The organism is Paracoccus aerius (genome assembly GCF_014656455.1).
GTDB classification, from domain to species: domain Bacteria; phylum Pseudomonadota; class Alphaproteobacteria; order Rhodobacterales; family Rhodobacteraceae; genus Paracoccus; species Paracoccus aerius.
Genome location: NZ_BNCL01000008.1, coordinates 139,170 through 161,062 on the forward strand (window position 1 = coordinate 139,170; position 21,893 = coordinate 161,062).

Annotated in this window: 22 protein-coding genes and 1 pseudogene; 10 read left to right on the forward strand and 13 right to left on the reverse strand. The window is 67.0% G+C overall.

Going from position 1 to position 21,893, the window contains the following annotated elements; genetic code table 11:
• The first annotated feature begins 284 nt into the window (after positions 1 to 284).
• Both IE224_RS11420 and IE224_RS11425 read left to right on the forward strand, forming a co-directional pair.
• Positions 285 to 794, forward strand: a complete 510-nt coding sequence (locus tag IE224_RS11420; protein ID WP_191310483.1) for a response regulator — start codon at positions 285 to 287, stop codon at positions 792 to 794.
• A 137-nt stretch (positions 795 to 931) separates the two neighbouring features.
• Positions 932 to 1,246 carry a hypothetical protein gene (locus IE224_RS11425; RefSeq protein ID WP_191310485.1) on the forward strand — a complete coding sequence of 105 codons (315 nt, stop codon included), beginning with the start codon at positions 932 to 934 and terminating at the stop codon, positions 1,244 to 1,246.
• Between the two features lie 54 nt (positions 1,247 to 1,300).
• Here IE224_RS11425 and IE224_RS11430 read toward each other — a convergent pair whose 3' ends face one another.
• From IE224_RS11430 to IE224_RS11450, 5 genes are all read right to left on the reverse strand, one after another.
• The gene (locus IE224_RS11430; RefSeq protein WP_191310486.1) at positions 1,301 to 2,485 is read right to left on the reverse strand and encodes an SIR2 family protein; all 1,185 of its coding nucleotides are present in this window, start codon (positions 2,483 to 2,485) and stop codon (positions 1,301 to 1,303) included.
• A gap of 125 nt (positions 2,486 to 2,610) precedes the next feature.
• Positions 2,611 to 3,639, reverse strand: coding sequence for a low-specificity L-threonine aldolase (gene ltaE, locus IE224_RS11435; protein WP_191310488.1), 1,029 nt, complete (start codon positions 3,637 to 3,639; stop codon positions 2,611 to 2,613).
• A gap of 229 nt (positions 3,640 to 3,868) precedes the next feature.
• Positions 3,869 to 5,593, reverse strand: a complete 1,725-nt coding sequence (locus IE224_RS11440; protein ID WP_191310490.1) for a S8 family serine peptidase — start codon at positions 5,591 to 5,593, stop codon at positions 3,869 to 3,871.
• Positions 5,590 to 5,763, reverse strand: coding sequence for a hypothetical protein (locus IE224_RS11445; RefSeq protein WP_191310492.1), 174 nt, complete (start codon positions 5,761 to 5,763; stop codon positions 5,590 to 5,592). The genes IE224_RS11440 and IE224_RS11445 overlap by 4 nt, the downstream gene beginning before the upstream one ends.
• On the reverse strand, positions 5,754 to 6,830 hold the full coding sequence (locus IE224_RS11450; RefSeq protein ID WP_191310494.1) for a phosphatase PAP2 family protein: 1,077 nt from the start codon (positions 6,828 to 6,830) through the stop codon (positions 5,754 to 5,756). Before IE224_RS11450 ends, IE224_RS11445 begins: the two co-directional genes overlap by 10 nt.
• Before the next feature lie 90 nt (positions 6,831 to 6,920).
• Between IE224_RS11450 and IE224_RS11455 the strand changes: the two genes are divergently transcribed.
• The gene (locus IE224_RS11455) at positions 6,921 to 8,408 is read left to right on the forward strand and encodes an SARP family transcriptional regulator (RefSeq protein WP_191310495.1); all 1,488 of its coding nucleotides are present in this window, start codon (positions 6,921 to 6,923) and stop codon (positions 8,406 to 8,408) included.
• A 40-nt stretch (positions 8,409 to 8,448) separates the two neighbouring features.
• On the opposite strand, the gene IE224_RS11460 is transcribed toward IE224_RS11455, so the two are convergent.
• From IE224_RS11460 to IE224_RS11470, 4 genes and pseudogenes are all read right to left on the reverse strand, one after another.
• Positions 8,449 to 9,207, reverse strand: coding sequence for an SDR family NAD(P)-dependent oxidoreductase (locus IE224_RS11460; RefSeq protein ID WP_191310497.1), 759 nt, complete (start codon positions 9,205 to 9,207; stop codon positions 8,449 to 8,451).
• Positions 9,204 to 9,635, reverse strand: a complete 432-nt coding sequence (locus IE224_RS21045; protein ID WP_229849347.1) for a zinc-binding dehydrogenase — start codon at positions 9,633 to 9,635, stop codon at positions 9,204 to 9,206. The genes IE224_RS11460 and IE224_RS21045 overlap by 4 nt, the downstream gene beginning before the upstream one ends.
• A gap of 253 nt (positions 9,636 to 9,888) precedes the next feature.
• Positions 9,889 to 10,080 (reverse strand): annotated as a pseudogene (locus tag IE224_RS21050) (alcohol dehydrogenase catalytic domain-containing protein); the annotation flags it as partial.
• On the reverse strand, positions 10,046 to 11,701 hold the full coding sequence (locus tag IE224_RS11470; protein ID WP_191310499.1) for an alpha-amylase family protein: 1,656 nt from the start codon (positions 11,699 to 11,701) through the stop codon (positions 10,046 to 10,048). The pseudogene IE224_RS21050 and the gene IE224_RS11470, both read right to left, overlap by 35 nt.
• 144 nt (positions 11,702 to 11,845) lie before the next feature.
• On the opposite strand from IE224_RS11470, the gene IE224_RS11475 reads away from it, so the two are divergent.
• Positions 11,846 to 12,862 (forward strand): SDR family oxidoreductase, encoded by a 1,017-nt coding sequence (locus tag IE224_RS11475; protein ID WP_191310502.1) that lies wholly within the window; start codon positions 11,846 to 11,848, stop codon positions 12,860 to 12,862.
• Between the two features lie 25 nt (positions 12,863 to 12,887).
• Positions 12,888 to 14,528: an alpha-glucosidase gene (locus IE224_RS11480; protein ID WP_191310504.1), complete on the forward strand. Its 1,641-nt coding sequence runs from the start codon at positions 12,888 to 12,890 to the stop codon at positions 14,526 to 14,528.
• Here IE224_RS11480 and IE224_RS11485 read toward each other — a convergent pair.
• Positions 14,525 to 15,898, reverse strand: a complete 1,374-nt coding sequence (locus IE224_RS11485) for an amidase (RefSeq protein WP_191310506.1) — start codon at positions 15,896 to 15,898, stop codon at positions 14,525 to 14,527. The two genes, IE224_RS11480 and IE224_RS11485, sit on opposite strands and share 4 nt — an antisense overlap.
• Positions 15,899 to 16,021: 123 nt before the next feature.
• On the opposite strand from IE224_RS11485, the gene IE224_RS11490 reads away from it, so the two are divergent.
• The gene (locus tag IE224_RS11490) at positions 16,022 to 16,216 is read left to right on the forward strand and encodes a hypothetical protein (RefSeq protein ID WP_191310508.1); all 195 of its coding nucleotides are present in this window, start codon (positions 16,022 to 16,024) and stop codon (positions 16,214 to 16,216) included.
• 9 nt (positions 16,217 to 16,225) lie between these two features.
• Here the strand turns inward: IE224_RS11490 and IE224_RS11495 are convergent, their stop codons facing one another.
• On the reverse strand, positions 16,226 to 16,912 hold the full coding sequence (locus tag IE224_RS11495) for a hypothetical protein (protein ID WP_191310510.1): 687 nt from the start codon (positions 16,910 to 16,912) through the stop codon (positions 16,226 to 16,228).
• 435 nt (positions 16,913 to 17,347) lie between these two features.
• Here IE224_RS11495 and IE224_RS11500 point away from each other — a divergent pair, with 435 nt between their 5' ends.
• The 4 genes from IE224_RS11500 to IE224_RS11515 all read left to right on the forward strand — a co-directional run bounded on the left by IE224_RS11500 (position 17,348) and on the right by IE224_RS11515 (position 20,511).
• Positions 17,348 to 18,652: an AAA family ATPase gene (locus IE224_RS11500; protein WP_191310512.1), complete on the forward strand. Its 1,305-nt coding sequence runs from the start codon at positions 17,348 to 17,350 to the stop codon at positions 18,650 to 18,652.
• Positions 18,649 to 19,749, forward strand: a complete 1,101-nt coding sequence (locus IE224_RS11505) for a ParB/RepB/Spo0J family partition protein (protein ID WP_191310514.1) — start codon at positions 18,649 to 18,651, stop codon at positions 19,747 to 19,749. Before IE224_RS11500 ends, IE224_RS11505 begins: the two co-directional genes overlap by 4 nt.
• 121 nt (positions 19,750 to 19,870) lie before the next feature.
• The gene (locus IE224_RS11510) at positions 19,871 to 20,110 is read left to right on the forward strand and encodes an AbrB/MazE/SpoVT family DNA-binding domain-containing protein (protein ID WP_191310516.1); all 240 of its coding nucleotides are present in this window, start codon (positions 19,871 to 19,873) and stop codon (positions 20,108 to 20,110) included.
• Positions 20,107 to 20,511: a type II toxin-antitoxin system VapC family toxin gene (locus tag IE224_RS11515; protein ID WP_167623600.1), complete on the forward strand. Its 405-nt coding sequence runs from the start codon at positions 20,107 to 20,109 to the stop codon at positions 20,509 to 20,511. The genes IE224_RS11510 and IE224_RS11515 overlap by 4 nt, the downstream gene beginning before the upstream one ends.
• A gap of 647 nt (positions 20,512 to 21,158) precedes the next feature.
• Here IE224_RS11515 and IE224_RS11520 read toward each other — a convergent pair.
• Positions 21,159 to 21,581 (reverse strand): IS66 family transposase, encoded by a 423-nt coding sequence (locus IE224_RS11520; protein ID WP_191310518.1) that lies wholly within the window; start codon positions 21,579 to 21,581, stop codon positions 21,159 to 21,161.
• Positions 21,582 to 21,638: 57 nt separating this feature from the next.
• The coding region (locus IE224_RS11525) for a hypothetical protein (protein ID WP_308434864.1) at positions 21,639 to 21,893 on the reverse strand (255 nt) is incomplete at its 5' end.

Genomic DNA, 21,893 nt, shown 5'->3' on the forward strand with positions numbered 1-21,893 from the left:
TCAAGGATCGAGATGAAGCGCCGCAGCCGGTTGTTGCGGAGGCTTCAGGAACTGCCATGCCTGCCGCCCGAGTGCCCTGCATCCCGGCCGTCAAGCAGAAGCTGTGCGTCCTGCGGAATGCCCGCGGCCCGCAAGCCGCGGGACAAGCGCATCGGGGGGGTCGTGGCAGGCTCGGGGTTGGTGAAGTTGTTCCTGTGACTTTTCTGTTCGACCGCCGCATCGGCGGCACCACGGCAATCTGGAAGAAACGCGACGGCGCCCGATAGCGTCATCGCAGGAGGATCATGAGCATGGCCAACGAAGCAAGGCTGCACGGGGTGAAGGTCCTGGTGGTCGAGGATGATTTCCATCTTGCCATCGGGATCGAGGAGGTTCTGCGCAAGGCCGGGGCCGGTCTGCTTGGGCCGGTCGCGCACGAGGATCAGGCCCTGGATCTGATCGCGGGCCAGACGCCCACCTGCGCGATCATCGACATCAACCTGGGGAACGGGGCGCGGTTCAACGTTGCGGATGCGCTGAAGGCCAGGAACATCCCCTTCATGTTCATGACCGGCTATGACGACGTGATGATCCCCGTCCGATTCAAGGACGTGGGGCGGATGCGCAAGCCCGCCGGGTTCCGCCTGGTGGTCGATGCGGCGGTCCAGTTGTGCAGCCAGCGGGCGGCGGATTGGCTGAACGATGGGGCGGGGCTTGAATACATGGCCATTTCCTCAACGGGCAAGCCGCTTGCAGGCCCGCCGACGCCGGCCAATGCCTCGACCCAGATCCGTTGGTTCCACCGCAGCAGCTGACGGCCGGCAGGGGGACCTTGTCCGGTCCCCCGGACTGGGTCCGGGCGGGGACCGCAGGGTCGTCCCCGCGCCCCGCGGCATCCCCGGAACCATTTCCTGGCTGCATCGTTTTCCCCCTTCACGGCGAAGAGGCTGACATGGAAGATCCCGAACAGATTCACCAGATCTCGCATCAGGACGAACGTCCGGGCGGACCCAACGACATCGACCACCCGCATGGCAAGCGCTCGCCCGGCAGCATGAAACGCGGCGACGGCTCGGTCGAGGACGCCTTTCCCGAGGCCCAGGACCAGCCCCTGGAGGAGTTTCCGGCCGAGGAGCTTTCCGACAATCTCAGCCCCGCCGACGGCCGCATCATCGAGGCGGGCGAAGGTGGCACGGAGGGCGGCCCGGACGAGGCGGACGAAGCGATCATGTCGCCCGTCAAGCTGGAAGGCCGCCGGGACGACTAGCGGCATCAGGGCCGCGCAGGCCGGGCTTGACAGCGCCGGCGGGGCGCCGGGCCGTCATCCGCGGCGGCCCAGAAGATCCAGGCATTCCTGCGCGAACTGGTCGAAGCCTGAATCATAGGTGACAAGCTGCGGGGCCTCCATCCGCTCCATCGCCGGAAAGACCTCGGCGATGGTCTGGCGCTTTTCCTCGGCATCGCCGGGCCCCAGATAGAAGATCACCTTGCCAAGGCCGTCCTCGGGTTCCTCGGCGAACTGGCGCAGGAAGAACCGGATCAGCGCGTCGTCCGAAGGCAGGCTGTATCCCACGATCACCAGGATCGTCGAATCCCGCATCAGCCGGACCACCTTGGGAAAGACCATCGCGAAATAGGGATCCGAGTAATCCTGTTCGCGCGAGGCCAGCGTCACCACCGGCAGATCGGCCATGATCGCCCTGGCATCGCGCTTGCCATAATCCAGCACATAGCCATGGCCCCGGCGCAGGATCTCGAAGCCGCCGTTGATCTTCAGCAGGTGCTGCACCTGCCAGTGTTCGTGGACAGGCGCGAAGCCGGGGCCGCCCGCGATCTGCACCGGGGTGAAGCCGCGATAGGTGTGGAAGAACAGCCGCGGGGCATCGGGGGTCAGGTTGTCCAGGATCGTTTCGATCACATAGTCATAGTTCGTGGTGATGAAATGGGTCCGCACCCCTTCCCACGGATCCTCGGGCACCGAGCCGAGGCGCAGGTGCCGGAAAAAGGCCATGATGTCCCGTTGGCGGGCCGACGGTGACACCAGGGGAAACCTTCCCGCCGCCCCGTCGAAATAGTTCAGACGCGTCGCCCGGTCATAGCGGTCCAGCACGGCGGCCCGCAGCGCGCCGCGGAACATCCGCAGGTTCTGTTCGTCAAGATAGCGCGGCCGCACATCGGGAAAGCGGTCATACATGTCCAGCTGGTAGACGATCTGCCTCAGGGTCTCGGGCGTGATCCTGTCCGATGCGTCCAGCCCGAACATCCGCGCCAGGCTGCCCGCATCCGCCACGTCCCGGATCAGCTTGGTGTCCAGCGTGAACAGCTCGCACCCTATGGGCGCCTTTGAATCCCAGGCCTTCGAAAAGCCCGCCCCCGCGAAGAAGGTCACGTTGGTCAGGGCCCTTGCCCGGTCCGACCTATTCCGGCGATAGCTGAACTGCTCGACATGGCGCAGGAAGACCTCGGCAGGGGCGCCGGACGAGGACATCGTGGTGGTCGAAGACATGATGCCGCCCATCTTCCGCCGCAGGATCTGCGAAACCGGCCAGGACCTCGGGTGTTCCAGACGCCTTGGCCTTTTCCCGCGGCGGGCTTCCCGGCCAGGACGCCGGGAAGATGAAGGCTGGCGCCCTAGCTGCGCCGCGGGTGCGAGAAATAGGCCTCGCAGGCCGCCTTCACCCGATCGACCGCGGCGTCATCGACATCAAGATGCGTCACCCACCGCAGGCTGCCATAGCGTCCGCCCACGACAATACCGCGATCCGCCAGGAACTGCCGGAAGCTGTCGACATCCGTGCCGACGGGGGTCATGAAGACCATGTTGGTTCGCGCCGGACCCGAGCCCAGTTCGGGAAAGGCCGCAAGCACATCCGCAAGACGCGCCGCAAGGGCATGGTCATCCGCCAGCCGCGCGACATTATGGTCAAGCGCATGGATCGCCGCTGCGGCCAGGATGCCCGTCTGCCGCATCCCGCCGCCCAGCATCTTGCGCAGCCTGCGGGCCGAGGCGATCACATCCGCCGGCCCGGCCAGGACCGATCCGACGGGCGCGCCCAGCCCCTTGGACAGGCACAGGGACACGGTATCGAAGCCCCCAACAAGCGCGTCGGGCGCGCAGCCCGTGGCCACCGCGGCATTCATCAGCCGCGCGCCGTCCAGGTGCGTGGCCAGGCCGTGGCGCCGCGCCAGCCCGGTCGCGGCGTCCAGATAGTCCGGGTCAAGCACAAGGCCGCCGAACGTGTTCTCAAGGGTCAGAAGCCGGGTTCTGGCATGGTGGAAATCGTCGGGCTTGATCGCGGCCTCGATGGCGGCCAGGGCGATGGTGCCGTCGGCCTCGTTCGGCAAGGGCTGGGGCTGGATCGATCCCAGCACCGCCGCGCCGCCCCCTTCGTACAGAAAGGTATGGGCCGTGTGTCCGACCAAGTATTCGTCCCCGCGACCGCAATGGGCCATCAGCGCGGCCAGGTTCGACTGCGTTCCGGTGGGAAAGAACAGCGCCGCCTCTTTGCCCAGGCGTTCCGCCGCCATCGCCTCCAGCCTGCGGGTGGTCGGGCAATCCTCATAGACCGCATCGCCCACCTCGGCCGAAGCCATCGCCGCCCGCATCGCCGCATCCGGCCGCGTCACCGTGTCCGAGCGGAAATCGTCCTGGCTCCTCATGTCCCCGTTCCTTTCGCCGGGCACGACCACGGCCCGAGGGCGCAGGAAAGCCGCCGCGGCGCGAAAGTTCAAGCCATCCCGCGGGCGTGGACCCCATGCCGGCACCGGACGCCGAAGGGCCGAAACAGGCCGGCGATCCCGCTTAGGCAAGATCGACGGTCACAAATGCTTGTTTCCTGCCAGCCGGGACGGCTGCCGGATCCTTTCCCCGGTCACCGCAGATCCTGCGTCATTCTGAAGGAAGTGGCGCGGACGGTGGCGTGCCGGGTGCATCTTCCTCGGCCCGCGGTGAGAGACCGGGTTGCCAGGGCAGCCTGTCCAAGGGCAGCAAGGGCGTGCCATCCTCGGCCCTGCCCTTTATCATGTCGCGCAGCGCGCCGCGGTCGGGGACGGCATCGCCGGCGGACAGCCTGCCGGCAAGCCAGCGGGCCACCTGCGGCGCGGCAAGGCTTGTTCCGCTCAGCCTCTGGCGGCCTGCCGGGGTGATAGAAGGGACGATCATGCCGGTTCGGGACGGGCTGGCATCTGCAGGGGCGACGACATCCCCTGCAAGGCCGTCTGGCAGCAGCCCGGAGTAGGGGCTGATTCGCCCGGCGGGGCGGGCAAGGCCTGCACCCACGCGGATGGGACGGGTTCCTCGGGCATAGGCGCTGACGGTGCCGTCGCGGCGGATCATCGACGAACCGTCGTCCTTGCCGGGCCAGCGTCCGTCGTCGGTGCGGCGGGCATAGGTCGGATCAACCAGGCGGGACTGCCGCCCCTGGGTCCGGAAGCCCGGGAGGCGGTCATCGCGATGGATCACCAGGTCGCAGCCGGATTTGCCTGCGCTTTCCAGGCGCAGACACCACAGGCCCGGCGGGGACCAGGGGGCGTCCGGGCCGGCCGGCAGGGTCGGGTGCAGGATCACGGTCTGGCAGATGCGCCCCGCATCCCCGCCCCGCCGCTGCAGCACGACACGACCGATGGACCTGCGATTGCCCTCCACGATGGAGCCCGCGCCCGACGTGGTCAGCGGCACCTCCAACTGCTCCCCCGAGGGTGTCTCGATTTTCAGCAGCGGGACTGGCTCTGACGGCGCGGACCAGATCTCGATGGCGTTGGGCGTGGGATCGGCGGGGGGAATGTTCCAGCCGATCCTGTCCCCGCTTTTCAGATGCGCGCGCAGGCAATCCTGACGGTGGTTCCCGGTGGGAAGGACGAAATGGACGCCCCCCAGTTCCGGGAAGGCCATCTTGCCGATGTCGTCCAGCAAGCGCGCCAAGGGTCCGCTGCCGTCCTGCGGCCCCGCGGTGACGCCCAGCGACAGGTTGACCACAAGCGCAGGCTTGTGCTTTCCCGAACCTGCCGAAATTTCCCTTGCAAGGGCCCTGGCGCGCGCGATGATGAAGACCAGGGCGCTTTGGATGAAGAACGCGGCCAGGCTTCCCGAGGTCTCGGCCATGGCGCTTCGGGGCAGCGATACGCCCAGAAGGGGGAATTGCCGGCCTGCGTCATCGGAAGGCAGGAACCCACCCGCCAATGCGGCGACGGCCGCGCCGTGGCTGTCGGCATGGGCCATCGACATGCAGCGCCCGGGCGACGCCAATCCGCAGGCCCGGTAGGCCGCGCCCGGATCGCCCTCCGCCCGCATGGCGTGGATGTCAGGCCCGCGCAATTCCCGCCCGAAGGCGATATCCACCCGCCTTTCGGTCGCCGCAGCTTCCATCAGCCAGATCGACGCAAAGCGGCTGTGGCCGCTGGATGTGGTGAACAACGGATGCGCAAAGGGGATCGCATGGTCGATCACGGCGATGATCGCTGTCTTGGCGGTGTTTGACGGCCGGGCCTTCGCGTGCAGGAAAGCCGTTCCCCCGGCAGGCGGGACATCGGGTCCGACAAGCGCCGCCGGGGGAACCAGCATGGGAAGATTGTCCCGGACAGGGGCGAAGTCCTGCAGGGTCGGTCGGTCGCTCATGGCCCGAACGCCGCCTTGTTCAGGGCTTCCAGGGCGTCCTCGATCTCCTTCTGACCTGTTTTCCCCATGATTGTCGGTCCGTCCGGGATCAGCTCGTGCAGCAGGGGCCAGGCCTCGTCGTCGAACCCGGGGGATTCTGTTTCTGTCTCCCTGGAGAATGTCAGCCCCATCTTTCCCCCCATTCGCGTGTCACTTCGGTCCAAAGCGAGGCCAGCATGGGCGCCTTCCCGACCTGCAGCGTTTTGCCCTGCTTCAGGTGGTGCTTGGCATCCCAAACCTTCAAAAGCGCCGGAAGGTGGAAGTCGCGGGTTGCGTCGGGTGCGTCCCCGACCCATCCCTCCGCGTCCAGGCTGACCTGACCGGCCCCGGATGCAGCGCCTGCGCGGGCCAGCACCCAGCGGGCGACGGCAATGCCCAGAACAGCGCCGGCGGCGCTGTCGCAGGGGTAATGCAGGCCCGCGACCGTGCGGTTGACGGCGATCCGCGCGGCCATCTGGTCCAGGGGGTTGTTGATGTCGGGCGAGGTCTTCCCCGTCAGGGCCGACAGCACCCCGGCCACGGCAAAGGACTGGGCGGCATGGCCGCTGGGAAACGAGGAATGGCCGGGGCAGGCGATCATCGGCAGGATGTCGGGCGACAGCACATGGGGCCGCGGCAGGCCGAAGCCCAGCTTGGCACGCTGGACCATCGCGGTGGCCAGTTCCTCGGTCACGGCGATCAGCAGCACAAGGCTGGGCGTCCAGGCCGGCACCATCGGAAGAACCGCCGAGAAGAAGGGATGGATATGCTGGGATTGCGCCAGCACCTCGGTCAGACGCTCGGCCCGCAATTCGGCGTAGCCCGCCACAAGCTGCGCCTCGGACTTCAGGTTGTCCGGGGTCGGGGGCGTGATCCTGACCAGATCGCCCCCCCGGGCGGAAATGGCAAAGGCGTCCGGCCCTGCCGTGACCGTCAGCCCCTCGCCCAGTTCCGACAGAAGGGCGGATACGGCAAAGGGAAACTCGATCCGCCGCAGGCGTGCTGCGTGATCCAGCGTGGGCGCTTGCGGTTCATGCACCTTAACCTCGCCCATCGGGGCAAGGGCATCGTGCGCGACGATCAGGGCTTGCGCCAGCGTCCCGGGATCGACCCCCGATGCGCCGCCGGATCCGGCATGGGCGTTATGGGCATTGTGCGCATTATGGGCGTTGTGGGCATTATGCGCGTTGTGCGCATTGTGGGCGTTCACCAGCGACATGGATCCCCCGCCGAAACTCGGTAAAAAAAGACGACTCTCGATTCGTTTACGTATGGTAACATAACAAACCGCTTCTGCCGGGGCTGATCCATGCGTCTTCGACTACGCCTGATCGGGCCGGTCCGCCTGACCGGACCCGAAGGGAATGACCGGACCCCGACGGGGCGCAAGGCGTGCGGGATGCTGGCCCTGCTGGGCACGGCCCCCGATCTGCGGATGCCGCGAAGCCAGGTCCAGGATCGCCTGTGGAGCCAAAGCCCCCCGGCCCAGGGCGCGGCAAGCCTGCGCCAGGCCATCCGGGAACTTCGCCAGGCCCTGGGCGACGGGCTGCTGGCGGGCAACGGCTGGATCGGCCTGGACCCGGCGGCGGTCGCAGTCGACCTGCGGCCGATGACCGGCCCCACCGGGCAGCCGGTCGAGTTCGCGGAAGGGCTTAATATCCGCGACCCCGAGTTCGAGGACTGGCTGCGCGACATGCGCTTGTCGCTGGAGGATCGCGTCCCCGAACCCAATGTGCCGCTGCTGGTCCTGACCGAGCCCAAGGGCGACGCGCCCTCGGCGCAGCTACTGGCTGGTTGCGTGCTGGAGGAAGCCTCGGCCCGCGCCGCCGCCCTTCTTCCGACGCGGGTGGTCCAGGCGGCGGATTGCCTGACCGGCCTGCGCATCGAATCGCTTGCCGTGGCCCGGCCCGACAATTGCGCGCTGCTGCTGATGGTGCTGCGCAATCACAAGACCGGCGCCCAGCTTTGGGCGCAGCATTATTCCCTGTCGCCCTTGGAAGCCAGCCTGCGCCGGGTCAGCGCCTGCGTCACCCTGACCCTGATCCAGGCCGCCCGCCAGTTGATGCCCGGATCCGAGGCGCTGTATCCCCACGAGGATCTGTTCAGCTTCACCCGCTCGAGGCTTCTTTCGGCGGACCATCGGCTGAAACGGTTCGACGGCCCCGTGCCACAGGCGTTGCGGGCCTTTCTGCGCTATACGCTGATCATCGAACGGCAGGCCCCCGATGCGCACGAAGCCTTCGGTGAGGCCGAGGATCTGTCGCGGCAGGCCTGCGCCATGGCGCCGGGCGACCCGATCGTCCTGTCCATCGCCGCATTGATGAAGTCCTGGAAAGGCGAAGTCTCGGCCGCCCTGGATCTTGCGCGCCTGGCCTGCCGGGTGGCGCCCGGCCACGACCTGGCGCATCTTGCGCTGTCGCAGGCGCTGACCGATGCGGGCCGCGACGGCGATGCCTTTGCGGCGGTCGCGCGGGTGGGCTTCGGGCCGATCGCGGCCCTGGGCCAGCCAAGCTGGCGCCTGCGCATGGCGGTGGCCCAGATCCGGCTGGGCCGGCTTGCCGATGCCGAGGAAAGCGCGGCCATCGCCCTGTCCCATGCGCCCGATTGCCGCCCCGCCCTCCGCATCCTGGCCGCGCTGCGCTTCAAGCGCGGCGATGTCGCGGGCGCGGCAGCGGCGATCGAGACGCTGAGGCAGGTGGAACCGGACTTCAGCCTGCCGCTGATGGCAAGCCCCGAATACCCGGTCACGACCCTTCGCCGGGCGGGCCTGCTGGATGTCACCCGCTCGGGCCTCTAGGTCCGGCCGGGCGGCACCACCCCCTTGCGGAGGCGAGGCTTCACCGTCCCATCCAGCCGCCGTCCACCGTCAGGATCGCGCCCGACGCATATTCTGACGCCGCGCTGGCCAGGAACACGACCGGCCCAGCGAAATCGGCGGGCGTGCCCCAGCGGCCGGCGGGAATGCGCCCCAGGATCGATGCAGAATGGTGGGGATCGGCGCGAAGGGCCTGGGTGTTGTCGGTGGCGATATAACCCGGCGCAATGGCGTTCACCTGGATGTCCAGCCCCGCCCATTCATTGGCGAATGCCATGGTCAACTGCCCGATCCCGCCCTTCGAGGCGGCGTATCCCGGCACGTTGATGCCCCCCTGGAAGGTCAGAAGCGAGGCGGTGAAGATCACCTTGCCGCCCCGGCCGCGTGCCAGCATCCCCCGGCCCACCGCCTGGGTCAGAAGGAACTGCGCGGTCAGGTTGGTTTCGATCACCTCGTCCCACCAGTCCTCGGGGTGATCAGCGGCGGGCATCCGCTTGATGGTGCCGGCATTGTTGACAAGGATGTCGATGGGGCGGGCCTCCATCGCGGCGGCAAAGGCCTTCAGCGCGGCGCGGTCCGAAAAATCGACCGCATGGCCCTCGAAGCTGCGGCCAAGGGCGCGGATCTTGTCCCCGACCTCGCCGCCATCCGCCTCCATGCTGGCCGAGGCGCCGATGATGTCGGCACCCGCCTCGGCCAGGGCAAGGGCCATGCCCGCGCCGATGCCGCGTCGCGCGCCGGTGACAAGCGCGATCTTTCCCGAAAGGTCGAACATGCTCATGCCGCATCCCCGATCTGGATCAGGGACTTCATGGCCGTCGCATTGCCGTTCAGCGCGTCGAATGCCGCCTGCACGCCCGACAGCGGATGGCGGTCGGTGATCAGCCGCCCGACCGGCAGGCCTTCGGCGATCATCGCGATGGCGCGGTCGTAATCTTGCGCCTCGTAGACGCGGGCGCCCAGCATCTCGATCTCGCGCCAGAAGAAGCGGAACAAATCCACCTGCGGCTTCTTGGCGTGGATGGCGACCATCACGATCCGGCCCCGCGCGGCGGCGGCATCGGTCATCAGGTCGACGCCCGGCTGCGTGCCCGAAACCTCGAAGACGACATCCGCGCCCGCGCCCCCCGTGCGATCCAGCACGGCCTGCGCCACATCCAGGTTGCGCGGGTTCAGCCCCTCGAAGCCCAGGGCGTCGGCCATCGCCATGCGGCTCTCGTTGATCTCGGGACAACAGGACGCGCGCGCCCTCGGCCTGGGCCACCATCGCGATCAGCATCCCGATGGGGCCGCCGCCGATCACAAGCGCGGTTTCGCCTCGCGCCAGGCGGGCGCGGCGCACGTCATGGACCGCGACCGCCAGCGGCTCGACCATGGCCGCCACGTCCAGGGCCATGTCCGGCGGCAGGCGGTGCAGCGTGAAGGCGGGAACGATCCAGCGGCTTTGCATCGCGCCGTCGGTATCGAGGCCCAGGAACTTGAGGTTGTGGCAGATATGGCTGTTGCCCGCCCTGCAGGCCGGGCAATCGCCGCAAGGATGCAGGGGGCGGACCACCACCTTGTCCTCGACCGACAGGCCCTCGACCCCCTCGCCCATTGCGGCGACCCGGCCCGAGGTTTCATGCCCGGTGCGCCCGAAGCCACAATGCCCCATAGGCGGGCAGTTCGACGGTGACGGTGCCGTCCCCGGCCAGATCGAGGCGCCCCTGGCCCTGGATGGTCGCCAGTTCGCCCAGCGACTGCGCATCGTCCAGCCGGGATTGCGAGGCGCAGGCCTTCTTGCCCAGATTGTGCAGAAGCAGCACCGTCCGGTCGCCCCAGTCGTAGCGCAGGGCAAAGATCTCGGCATCGGGGAAGGGGATGAAGCTCCACTGGCCGAAAGCCACCTCGGGCATCTCGCGGCGGCGGCGGACCAGGCGCTCCAGCCAGTTGAGCAGCGACTGCGGGTCGTGTTCCTGCGCCTCGACATTGACGCCCTTCGGGCCCCACCGGTTGCCCGAGACCAGGGGCCGCGACAGCCGGTCCTCGGGCGCCGTGGAAAAGCCGCCATTGGGGCGGTCCGCCCATTGCATCGGGCTGCGCACGCTTTGCCGGCCGGGGATGTCCAGGTTCTCGGCCATGCCGATCTCCTCGCCATAGAACAGGACGGGGGCGCCTGGCAGGGCAAAGACGATGCTGTAGACCAGCCGGATGCGGTCGGCATTGCCCTTGAGCATGGTGGGGATGCGGCGGCGCAGCCCGCGACCGTAAAGCTGCATCTCCTCGTCGGGGCCGAAGGCGCGGAACACCTGCTGGCGCTCGGCCTCGGTCAGCTTGTCCAGCGACCATTCGTCGTGGTTGCGCGCGAAATGCGCCCAGCCGTCGTCGGGGTGCAGCTCGGGCATGGCGCGCAGCGAATGGACCAGCGGTCCCGCATCCTCGCGCACCAGGGCCAGGGCGAGGGCCTGGTTCATGTTGAAGTCCAGGCACATGTTCAGCTCGCCCCCGCCTTCGTCGCCATAGAAGCGGCGGACCTCCTGATAGGGCAGGTTCACCTCTCCCAGCAGGACGGCATCGCCGCAGCGGCGCTGAACGAAGCTGCGCAGGTCGCGCAGCCAGTCGTGCAGATCCAGTTCCGGCGGCGTGTCCAGCCCCTGGGTTTCCAGCAGGAACGGCACGGCATCGACCCGGAACCCCGACAGGCCAAGCTGCAGCCAGAAGCCCACGATCTTGTGGATCTCCTCGCGCACCAGGGGGTTCGAGATGTTCAGGTCGGGCTGGTGGCGATAAAAGCGGTGCAGGTAATACTGGCCGCTTTGCTCGTGCCATTCCCAGTTGCTGTCTTCCTGGTCGGGAAAGACCAGATCCTTGGGACCGCCCGGCGGGATCTCGTCGCGCCAGACATACCAGTCGCGATAAGGCGAACCGCGGTCGGAAGCCGCCGACCGGAACCAGGGATGCTGGTCCGAGGTATGGTTGACCACCAGATCCGCGATCACCCGGATGCCCCGGTCCTTTGCCGTGCGCAGAAAGACGGCCAGGTCGCCCAGCGTCCCCAGCCGGGGGTCGACGCCGTAATAGTCGGTGATGTCATAGCCGTCGTCCTGGTTCGCGGTCGGATAGAAGGGCATCAGCCAGATGCAGGTGACGCCCAGGCGGGCCAGGTGGTCGATGCGGCGGGTCAGCCCGGCAAAATCGCCGATGCCGTCGCCGTTGCTGTCCTGGAAGGTCTCGACATCAAGGCAGTAGAACACGGCGTTCTTCCACCAGACATCGCCTGTGCGGCTGATATCCATCCGGGTTCCTTTCGATCAGGGCGGCGGCCATGCGCCCGGCACGGCCTTGCCGGTCGAACGTCACGGCGGCCCTGTCGGTTCACCGGCGGGCGAACCCCTGCCCCGCCGATGCGTTGGGACCGCAGCGCAGGAAAGGAAAAGGCCATGAAGGACATCAGCGAAGCACCGCGCGTCGCGGTCATCACGGGCGCCTCGGCCGGGGTCGGCCGGGCGGTGGCGCAACAGTTCGCGGCACGGGGCTGGCGCATCGGGCTGATCGCGCGCGGCCGGGCGGGCCTAGAAGGCGCGCGGGCCGATGTGGACGCGGCGGGGGGCGAGGCCATGGTCCTGCCCGCCGATGTCGCCGATGCGGCGGCGCTTGACGATGCGGCCCGGGCGGTGATGGACCGCTGGGGCCGGATCGACCTGTGGATCAACGCCGCGATGGCCACCGTGCTGGCCCCGGTGTCCCAGGTCACGCCGGACGAGTTCCAGCGCGTGACCGCCGTCACCTATCTGGGCCAGGTCTTCGGCGCACAGGCAGCCCTGCGCCACATGCGCCCGCAGGGTCACGGCACCATCGTCAGCATCGGATCCGCCCTGGCCTATCGCGGAATCCCGCTGCAGGCGCCCTATTGCGCGGCCAAGTTCGCCACGCGCGGCTTCATGGATTCCCTGCGGACCGAGCTTCTGCACGAGAACAGTCCGATCCGCCTGACCGAGATCCACCTGCCCGCCGTCAACACCCCGCAGTTCGACTGGGCGCGCAACAAGATGCCCCGAAAGGCCCAGCCCGTGCCGCCGATCCACAGCCCCGAAGCCATTGCCCGCGCCGTTTATCGCGCATCGCTTGACGCCCCGCGAGAGGTCTGGCTTGCCGGATCGGCGGTCAAGGCGATCCTGGGCGATGCCGCGGCCCCTGCCCTTGTGGACCGGATCCTGTCCAGCCAGGGATATTCCGGCCAGCAGACGGACGAGGCAGCAACTCCCCGCCCCGACAACCTCTTCGCCCCGATGGACGCCGACCGCGATTACGGCGCCTCGGGCAGCTTCGGCGATGAGGCACGTCCCCATGTCGCCGCCTATCGCCCTGCCCGCCTGCGCGCCGGCGCCGCCGCGATCGCCTGCGCGGTGGGTTTCGGCATCCTGCGGACGGTGCTGGATCGCAAGACCCGGCCATGAAGCCGGGCAACGACAGGAGAACGGCATGACCCAATGGTGGATGGACCGCAGCGCATACCAGATCTATCCGCGCAGCTTCGCGGATTCGAATGGCGACGGGGTGGGCGACATTCCCGGCATCATCGACCGTCTGGATCACCTGGCCGATCTGGGGATCGGGCTTTTGTGGCTGTCGCCGGTCTATCGCTCGCCCATGGCGGACAACGGCTATGACATCTCGGACTACTGGGACATCGCGCCCGAATACGGCACGCTGGCCGATTTCGACCGGCTGGTGGCCGAGGCGGATCGTCGCGACATCGCCATCATCATGGATCTGGTGGTGAACCATTCCTCGGACCAGCATCCGTGGTTTCAGGAGGCGAAGCGGGATCGGGCATCGCCCTTCCACGACTTCTACTATTGGCGCGACCCGGCCCCGGACGGCGGGCCGCCCGACGACCGGCGGGCCTATTTCGGCGGCCCGGTCTGGACCTATCATCCGGAGGTCGGGCGCTATGCCTTTACCCTGTTCTCGCCCCAGCAGCCGGATCTGAACTGGCAGAATCCCGCCCTGCGCCGGGCGATATACGACATGATGCGGTGGTGGCTGGACCGCGGCGTGCGCGGTTTCCGCATGGACGTGATCGACCTGATCGGCAAGGACATCGACCGCGACCTGATCGCCGAAGGCCCCCATCTGCACCCCTTCCTGCAGGAAATGCACCGCGAGGTGCTGGCCGGCCGCGACGCGGTGACGGTGGGCGAAAGCTGGAACGTGTCGCGGGACACGGCGCTGCTTTATTGCGGGCGGGACCGGGAGGAATTGGACATGGTGTTCCAGTTCGCCCATATCGTCGCGGGCTGGGACGACCGGCACGGCAAGTGGCGCCCTCGCCCGCTGGATCTGGTGGGTTTCAAGAAGGTCTGGGCCGACTGGCAAGAGGCCTTGCAGGACGACGGCTGGAACTCGCTGTTCCTGAACAACCACGACCTGCCGCGATCGGTGTCGCGCTATGGCGATGCGGGGCAATGGCGCGAACGGTCCGCCAAGGCGCTTGCCACCGCCATCCACCTGATGCGCGGCACCCCCTTCGTCTATCAGGGCGAGGAGATCGGCATGACCAATGCCGGTTTCACCGGGATCACCCAGTATCGCGACATCGAGCTGATCAACATGCATCGCGAGATGCTGGACCAGGGCCTGCCGGAACGGCAGTTTCTGGAAGGCGCGGGCATCACCGCGCGCGACAATGCCCGCACGCCGATGCAATGGGACGCATCCCCCGGCGCGGGCTTCACCACGGGCGATCCCTGGATCGCGATCAACCCCAACCACGACCGGATCAACGTGGCGGCGCAGCGGGACGACCCGCAATCCGTTCTGGCCCATTACCGCCACCTCATCGCGCTGCGAAAGCGGCACGAAGTGATCGTGCAGGGCCGCTTCGTCCCCTGGCTGGACGATCACCCGCAGGTCTGGGCCTATGCCCGCGAATGGCAAGGCCAGCGGCTGTCGGTCCTGTGCAACATCTCCTCAAGCCCCGCACGGGCCGAGGTTCCGCCGGGCCTTGCCGTCAGCGGCACGGGCCTGATCGGAACCGTGCAGCCGCGCAAGGCGATCCCGGCCGGGCCGATCCTGCTGGAGCCGTGGGAGGCCGTGGCCGTCCTGGGCGATCCGGGCTAGGGCAGCCGGATCGCGGGCTGGCGGGTGATCCAGTCCGTCGCGGCCTCGTATTCCCGGCCAAGGTTCAGGATGGCGGCGTCCCGCCCGCGATGCCCGATCAGTTGCAGGCCCATGGGCGTGCCCGACGGGCCGAAGCCCGCCGGAACCGACAGCGCCGGCAGCCCGGTCAGGGACGCGGGCACCACCACCTCCATCCAGCGGTGATAGCTGTCCATCGCGACCCCGGCGATCTGGCGCGGCCAGTGCCAATCGGCGTCAAAGGCGAAAAGCGGCGCCGTGGGCAGGGCCAGCACATCGACCTCCATCCCGGCCGTGTGGCGGAACCAGTCTGACCGGATCGTGCTGGCACGGCGGAGATCTGCGGCGGACAGCGCCAGGCCGCGCTCGATCTCCCACCGCAGCTCGGGCTTGACCATGCCGGGCTTGGTGCGCAGCAGGGGTTCCAGGTTGCCGGCGATGGTCCAGCTTCGCAGCGTGGTCCAGGCCTGCCACAGCGCCTCGGCCGGAAAGGGCGGCGCAAGGGGCGTCACCTCGTGGCCCAGATCCGCGAAGACCCGCAGTGCCGCCTCGCACAGATCCAGCACGCCCGGTTCGGTGGCATAAGCCCCGCCCCAATCGCCCAGCCAGCCGATCCGCGACTTTCGGTCCGGCGCCTGCGGGCGATACGGGCCGCTGGAATGGGGGTGGCGCGGGTCTTGTTCCGACTGGACCCCCAGCAGCAGTTCCAGGTCGCGGATCGACCGCGCCATGGGACCGTCGGTCGAAAGCTGCGCCAGGAACAGATCCCCGGGACCCCGGCCTGCCACAAGGCCATAGCTGGGGCGGAAGCCGAACACGTTGTTCCAGCCGGCGGGGTTGCGCAGCGATCCCATCATGTCGGACCCGTCGGCAAGCGCCACCATCTGCGCGGCCAGGGCCGCCCCTGCCCCGCCGCTGGACCCGCCCGCCGGACGCGTCAGGTCATAGGGGTTGCGCGTGACGCCATAGACCGGGTTGTAGCTGTGCGACCCCAGCCCGAACTCGGGCGTGTTGGTCTTGCCGATGATGACCGCCCCTGCCCTGCGCAGCCGCGCGACTATCGGGCTGTCCGCCGCCGGCACATGGTCGCGAAACGCGGGCGAGCCATAGGTAGTCACGATCCCCGCCGTATCGGCCAGATCCTTGACCGCCATCGGCAGGCCCTGCAGGGGACCGGGGGGCGCTGCCTCGGCCTCGGCCAGCAGCGCGTCGCGGTCGCGCAGCGCCACGATGGCATTGACCGCCGGGTTGGCCTGGTCGATCCGGTCCAGGGTTTCGGCCATCAGCTCGCGCGGCGTGATCGTGCCTGCGCGAAGGGCGGCCAGTTGGTGGGTGGCGTCATGGTCTATCATCGCGGGTATTCATGGCCCGCCCGCAGGCAGCGTCAAGATGCGGCGGGTATGGCGCCTTTCCCGCCCCTCCGGCGTTGAGACGCGGGGCGGTGGGTCCGCCCCACCACGACAAGGAGAGAACCGTTGGGATCATTCGTCATCGCGATGGGCGCCGCGCCCCACATGAAGCTGTCGCAAGGGGGCCGCGCCTTCAGCGCCGTCGACACGCCTCTTGCCTTTGACAGCCATGACGCCGCCTACGACTATCTTCTGCGCCATGCCGAGGAAGAGCCGCTGAAGGGCATCCGGGGCGAGATCCTGGAAGACCTGTCCTTGTAGCGCGGGGGTTCAGCCCCCCGCCTCTACCCGGACCTGGGACAGGCGCGGATCGCTGCGCCGGACGGCGGTCCGCAGCCGCCCGATCAGGTGCGTGCGGCAATAGGTGGCGTGGAACCGACTGGGGGCGATCAGCACCAGGCACCCCCCATCGATGCCGCCATCGGCAAGGCCCGCGAACCAGGCGTCGAACAGCGCGCGATCCTCGGCCGCCAGATGGGCGCGGGCCGCGCCCCAGACCCCTTCGGCGGCCGCGACATCCGCGCGGCGAAACGGAACGACGGTGCGGTCGGCTTCCTCCGGGGCCATTTCCTCGGCGCCCATGCGGGCCACATAATCCGGCCCGATATTGGACCAGGCGGGGCGCGTGTCCAGCAGGATCCGGTCCAGGTCCAGCCCCAGCACCGACACCCTGCCCCGCGCGCCCTGGCGCTTGACAGTGATCCAGCCCGAGGCCCGCAGCCGTGCCATGTCGCGCTTGACGGTGCGTTCGTCCACGCACCACAGCCGCGCGATCTCTCGTTGGCCGATCGACAATTCGTCCGCCTGCCAGTTGTAGCGGGTGGTGATGAGCGCCATCAGCCGCAGCACAAGCCGCTGGTCCTGGGCATCGCCCGCCAGGGCATGGGCCATCATGGCCGACAGGATGTCGTATTTCTTTGCCGCCGCCGCTCGGCCGACGGCCCGGATCCGCTGCATCCCTTGTGCCCGCCCTTGTTCGAACTGCCCCTGCGGCGGCGTTCCCCCGTGATCGGAGGAAAACATTAAACGCTTTTCACCATCGCGTCCTCATTAGCGTCCTGGCGGGCGATCCTGTCAAGAGATTCGGTCGCGGCGTCAAATGGGCTGCCCGATCCTGTAAGGAGAATCCGGTATCACTGGTATAGGGGGACAGCCAGGACGTCACCCATTCCGGCACGAATGTCCCCCAATGGCTCGTGGCTTGGCCTTCGGCGTCCCCCAATTCGTTGCGCAGGTCCTGCGTGGCAAGCGCACGCCGCTTGGCCGATTCGCGCAACAGGGGCTGGTTGCGTGGTAATTTCGATTTCATTGAACTTGTCTTTTGCCAAGAACGCAAATCCGGCGTAAAAGCGGAAACGACGACAATCTGCGTCCTTTGCGACAAGGCCCATAATGTATACGCACCAAGACCTCGCCCGCCTGCAGTCCCAGTCCCTGAAGATGCAGGGCTGGATCCGGCGACAGACCTTCAGCCCGGACAATGAAAAGACCCTGCGCCGCTTTTCAAGCTGGGAGGTTTCGGAACTGATCTTCCGGATGAACCAGTCCACCTTCCGGGGCAAGCTGGCCGCCGACCCGAACCTTCCCCTCGGGGAAGTCGAGGAGGACGGCCGCCAGCGGTGGTTCTCGCTCGAGGAGATCAACGAGCTCCGCCGCCGGGTGCGGGTGAACAAGAAGTCGCTTATGCCGCCCCGTCCCGCCGACCGCCGCGCGTTCCGCGCGGCCATCGCCAATTTCAAGGGCGGCGCGGGCAAGTCCACCGTCGCACTGCATTTCGCCCATGCCGCCGCGCTTGACGGCTATCGCGTTCTGCTGGTCGATTTTGACCCGCAGGCGACGCTGTCCCATTCCATGGGCCTGACCGACGTGGGCGAGGATCACACCGTCTGGGGCATCATGGCTCGCGACCTGGAACGCGAAACCGACCGGATGAACGCCGCCGCGGCCGGGGCGGAATCGGGAACCGCCCTGCCCCAGCGAAAGCTGCCCGCCTCGATCCGCGACATGGGCCTGGGCTCGCTGCGACCAGGCGACTTCATCAAGCCCTCGGCCTGGCCCACGATCGACATCGTGCCAAGCTGCGCCAATGCGGCCTTTGTTGAATTCGCCAGTGCCCAGTACCGGCACCTGAACCCGGAATGGACCTTCTTCGGCGCCGTGTCGCGCTTTCTCGATTCCCTGCCGGACGAGGCCTATGACCTGATTCTATTCGACTGCCCCCCGGCCATCGGTTATCAATCGATGAATGCGGTCTTTGCGGCCGACATGCTTTATATCCCCTCGGGTCCCGGCTATTGGGAATACGACTCGACCACCAGCTTCATCGGCCAGCTTGCCGAGGCGCTCGAGGATCTGTCCCATGGGTTCGAGAACTTCCCCACGGGGAAGATCGCCCTGCCCAAGGCCTTTGCCGATATCCGTTTCCTGATGACGCGGTTCGAACCCGCGAACGAACTGCATCAGGCGATGCTGGGCGCCTTCCGCCAGGTCTTCGGCGACCGCATGGCCCAGCACCCGATCGAACTGACCCGCGCGGTCGAGCAGTCCGGCCGCTTTCTCAGCTCGGTCTATGAAATCGACTATCGCGAGATGACCCGCGGCACCTGGCGCCGGGCCCGCGCGACCTTCGATCAGGCCTACGAGGAGTTTCGGTCCCATGTGCTGACTGCCTGGGACAAGCTGGAGGACAAGGCATGAGCCGCAAGCGCCGGATGTTCGATATCGAGGTTCCCGCCGAAGAACCCGAAACCTTCCCGGCGGGGAAGGAGGGCGACAAGGCGCAGCGCCGGGGGCCGATGGCCACGGCCATCGCCGAGACGGCCGAATCCACCCGCGACCGCGCCCAACTGGAAGCCCGCATCCGCGCCGAAAACGATGCGCTTGCGCAGGAACATGTCCGGCTGAAGCGGGCAGGGCTAATCGTGGACCTGATCCCGTTGGACGCCATCGACACCCACAAGCTGATCCGCGACCGGGCGCCGGCGGCGGATTTCGAACTGGCCGAACTGGTGGCCTCGATCCGCGACATCGGCCTGTCGAACCCGATCCGGGTCGAGCCGGGCAGGGACGGGCGATACGAGCTGATCCAGGGCTGGCGTCGCCTGTCCGCCTATCGCCAGTTGCTGAAGGAAACCGGCGATGCCGACAGTTGGGGCCGGATCCCCGCCGGGATCGCCGCGCGGGGCGACGCCTTGGAGCAGCTTTACCGCCGCATGGTCGATGAGAACATGGTCCGCAAGGACATCTCCTTCGCCGAAATGGCGCAGCTGGCCCTGCATTACGCGATGGATCCGCACACCGCCGAACAGGATCCCGACCGGGCGGTGGCGATCCTGTTCAAGTCGGCGGGCTATCAAAAGCGCAGCTATATCCGTAACTTCATCCCTCTGGTCCAGGCCTTGGGCGAGGTGCTGATGTATCCCCAGGAAATCCCGCGGGCCCTGGGTCTCTCGCTCGCGCAGCGCCTGACCGAGGTCGAGGGACTGGCCGCCGCCATCGCAGCCGAGTTGAACGACTGGGACACCCGTTCGGTCAAAGACGAGCTTGACCTGCTGCGGCGCTTCGCGGGGCAGGGGGATGACGAACCCGAGGAACGCCCCGCTGGCAAGCCCCTGCGCCCCGCGCCCCCGACGGGCCGCGCCAAGACCACCTTCCAGATCCCCCGGCCGCAAGGCAACGCGAAATGCACCGCCGCCAATGGCCGGCTCGAGGTTCGCCTGTCGCGTGACTTCTCGGCCGTGGACCGGCGCAAGCTGGAAGCGGCGGTTGCCGCCATGCTGGACCAGATCGGGTGACGGAACGGAGTAGGGGCCGGTAATGCGGCCCCAGCGTCCATCAGGGACGCATCACCCTCAACTTGAGGAAGCAATGCGTTTTTGCTATCTGTAAGGAATAACACAGGAAGGTAGTTCAGCCATGTCAGAATCCAGCCTTACCACCAAGGGCCAGACCACGTTGCCGAAGGCGGTACGACATGCGCTTGAGCTGCAGCCCGGCGACCGGCTGCGCTATGTCATTTTGGACGACGGGCAGGTGCGGCTGATGCGGATGGTCCCGGTGGCCAGCCTTGCGGGCATCCTGCGGCGCGAGGGTCAGCGACCGGTCACGCTGCACGACATGGAACAAGCCGTGGCCCAGGGTGCTGCGGGGGAATGATCGCTCTTGATACGAACGTTGTCGTCCGCTTCCTGGTGCAGGACGACCCCGTCCAGGCCGCACAGGCCACCGCCGTCTTCGCCGAACTGACCGAGGACAACCCCGCCTGGCTGTGCCGCGAGGTTCTTGTTGAACTGGTCTGGGTGCTGGAACGCGCCTACCGCCTGCCTCGCGCCGAAATCGCAAGCGCCATCGACGGCCTTCTAGCCGCCCGAGAGGTCGTTGTCGAAGCCCCTGACCGGGTCGGCGCCGCCATCAACCGATACCGCGAAGGCGGAGCGGGTTTTTCAGACCACCTGATCGCCCTTTCCGCGCGAAACGCCGGCTGCACCCAGACCTATACCTTCGACCGTCAGGCAGTGGCCAACGCCGGCATGAGCAGGGTTCCGGTGGCCGGTTGAGTAAGTGGATATAGGCGGCTCCTTCCCGCAGCGGATCAGGTGACCGCGATCTCTCTTATCGACGCATACATTTTCATCGATGTCGATGAAACGGTCGTTTTAACACGATTTTACATATGGTCTCTCTAGATCAGGCTGAGCGAAGGATGCTGCGTCATTTGGCTCTGCTGCTGTCTGCAGGCCTACAAACTTCTGCATCTTCAGCACGCCACCTATGCCAAGCAGTGATGTCTTTCTTGGATAAAGTGCTTCTCCAAGAGTCTCAGCACTAAACCGCAATATAATCCGTAGAAGCGGCTATAGAGATGTACACACCTTTATATGTGATCTAAAGAGAGCAAGGGTAGGGGGTAAGTGGGGCAGATTTCCGGGCAGCCAGCGTAAGTGGGGCAGATTGCGGGGCAGCGGGTCTACAGGCGATAGGCTGGTTGTAGCCCCTGCTAGCTGAAACGGTTGCCAAGCAATGTGTCTGAGCCACACTGCCCCGGAATCTGCCCCAGTTACGCAGCCAGCCGTGCAGCGATCCGCCAGTTCTATCCCTTGCTAACTGAATCAGGCGCCCAGCAACCCGTCTGAACCACACTGCCCGGAGATCTGCCCCACTTGTGGGTAGGGGTAAGTGGGGCAGATTCCGGCGCGGCGTGAGTTTACGCCGGTTGCGCACCCACCAGATCGGGTAGCAGGGGGATGCGCTCTCCAGTGCCGCTGAGGCCGAGGCGATCGCCGATATAGGCGAAGAAGGAGATGCCGAGTTTCCGACAGGTCTTCATCAGTCCGAGCATGACATCGCGGGCCTGGCGGCCATCGGCGCTCATGGTGCCGCCCGAGATCCGGCGCTTGGTCACGCAGGCCCGAAGGTCGTTTTCGGAGCCATTGGTGTGGAGCGGGATCTCGGGTCGCTCCAGCACCTTCAGCAGTTCGCCCTTTCGCCTGTGCAGGCGCGACAGCAACTGACCCAGCTCCTTGTAACGGGTACGCTGCCCGAAGATGTCGTCGAAGCGTTGGGCGAGGACGGACGCCTCCTTCGCGGACGGCTTTTGCTTCCAAAGCTTCAGATCGCGGTAGAGCATGATGAATAACGCTCACCGAAGCAGGTTCAGGATGCCAATCGGCGCACGCAAACCCCATCACGGGTGCCGAACCGAATTGCCTCCAACAATGATTGCGTTGATCAGGTCAGCAGCAGCCCGGTGCTCCTTCCTGTTTACCTCACTGCCAATGGCGTTCTCGTGGGCGGCCGCGGCATCGCGGAGAACTCCCATGATCTCGTTTTCGGATAACAACTCGGCGTCGTTCATTGCAAGCAGGAGTGACTCGCAGATGGAAAGTGCAGCTAATCCGGCGTATTCGTTTGCAGTGGACATCCACAAAGTTCCTTTTAG

What these genes read in the sequence shown, in the direction of transcription:
- IE224_RS11420 (WP_191310483.1), top strand. Translation starts at nt 285, where the DNA reads ATGAGCATGGCCAACGAAGCAAGGCTGCACGGGGTGAAGGTCCTGGTG.
- IE224_RS11425 (WP_191310485.1), top strand. Translation starts at nt 932, where the DNA reads ATGGAAGATCCCGAACAGATTCACCAGATCTCGCATCAGGACGAACGT.
- IE224_RS11430 (WP_191310486.1), bottom strand. Translation starts at nt 2,485, where the DNA reads ATGTCTTCGACCACCACGATGTCCTCGTCCGGCGCCCCTGCCGAGGTC.
- ltaE (WP_191310488.1), bottom strand. Translation starts at nt 3,639, where the DNA reads ATGAGGAGCCAGGACGATTTCCGCTCGGACACGGTGACGCGGCCGGAT.
- IE224_RS11440 (WP_191310490.1), bottom strand. Translation starts at nt 5,593, where the DNA reads ATGAGCGACCGACCGACCCTGCAGGACTTCGCCCCTGTCCGGGACAAT.
- IE224_RS11445 (WP_191310492.1), bottom strand. Translation starts at nt 5,763, where the DNA reads ATGGGGCTGACATTCTCCAGGGAGACAGAAACAGAATCCCCCGGGTTC.
- IE224_RS11450 (WP_191310494.1), bottom strand. Translation starts at nt 6,830, where the DNA reads ATGTCGCTGGTGAACGCCCACAATGCGCACAACGCGCATAATGCCCAC.
- IE224_RS11455 (WP_191310495.1), top strand. Translation starts at nt 6,921, where the DNA reads ATGCGTCTTCGACTACGCCTGATCGGGCCGGTCCGCCTGACCGGACCC.
- IE224_RS11460 (WP_191310497.1), bottom strand. Translation starts at nt 9,207, where the DNA reads ATGAGCATGTTCGACCTTTCGGGAAAGATCGCGCTTGTCACCGGCGCG.
- IE224_RS21045 (WP_229849347.1), bottom strand. Translation starts at nt 9,635, where the DNA reads ATGGCGATGGCCGACGCCCTGGGCTTCGAGGGGCTGAACCCGCGCAAC.
- IE224_RS11470 (WP_191310499.1), bottom strand. Translation starts at nt 11,701, where the DNA reads ATGGATATCAGCCGCACAGGCGATGTCTGGTGGAAGAACGCCGTGTTC.
- IE224_RS11475 (WP_191310502.1), top strand. Translation starts at nt 11,846, where the DNA reads ATGAAGGACATCAGCGAAGCACCGCGCGTCGCGGTCATCACGGGCGCC.
- IE224_RS11480 (WP_191310504.1), top strand. Translation starts at nt 12,888, where the DNA reads ATGACCCAATGGTGGATGGACCGCAGCGCATACCAGATCTATCCGCGC.
- IE224_RS11485 (WP_191310506.1), bottom strand. Translation starts at nt 15,898, where the DNA reads ATGATAGACCATGACGCCACCCACCAACTGGCCGCCCTTCGCGCAGGC.
- IE224_RS11495 (WP_191310510.1), bottom strand. Translation starts at nt 16,912, where the DNA reads ATGCAGCGGATCCGGGCCGTCGGCCGAGCGGCGGCGGCAAAGAAATAC.
- IE224_RS11500 (WP_191310512.1), top strand. Translation starts at nt 17,348, where the DNA reads ATGTATACGCACCAAGACCTCGCCCGCCTGCAGTCCCAGTCCCTGAAG.
- IE224_RS11505 (WP_191310514.1), top strand. Translation starts at nt 18,649, where the DNA reads ATGAGCCGCAAGCGCCGGATGTTCGATATCGAGGTTCCCGCCGAAGAA.
- IE224_RS11510 (WP_191310516.1), top strand. Translation starts at nt 19,871, where the DNA reads ATGTCAGAATCCAGCCTTACCACCAAGGGCCAGACCACGTTGCCGAAG.
- IE224_RS11515 (WP_167623600.1), top strand. Translation starts at nt 20,107, where the DNA reads ATGATCGCTCTTGATACGAACGTTGTCGTCCGCTTCCTGGTGCAGGAC.
- IE224_RS11520 (WP_191310518.1), bottom strand. Translation starts at nt 21,581, where the DNA reads ATGCTCTACCGCGATCTGAAGCTTTGGAAGCAAAAGCCGTCCGCGAAG.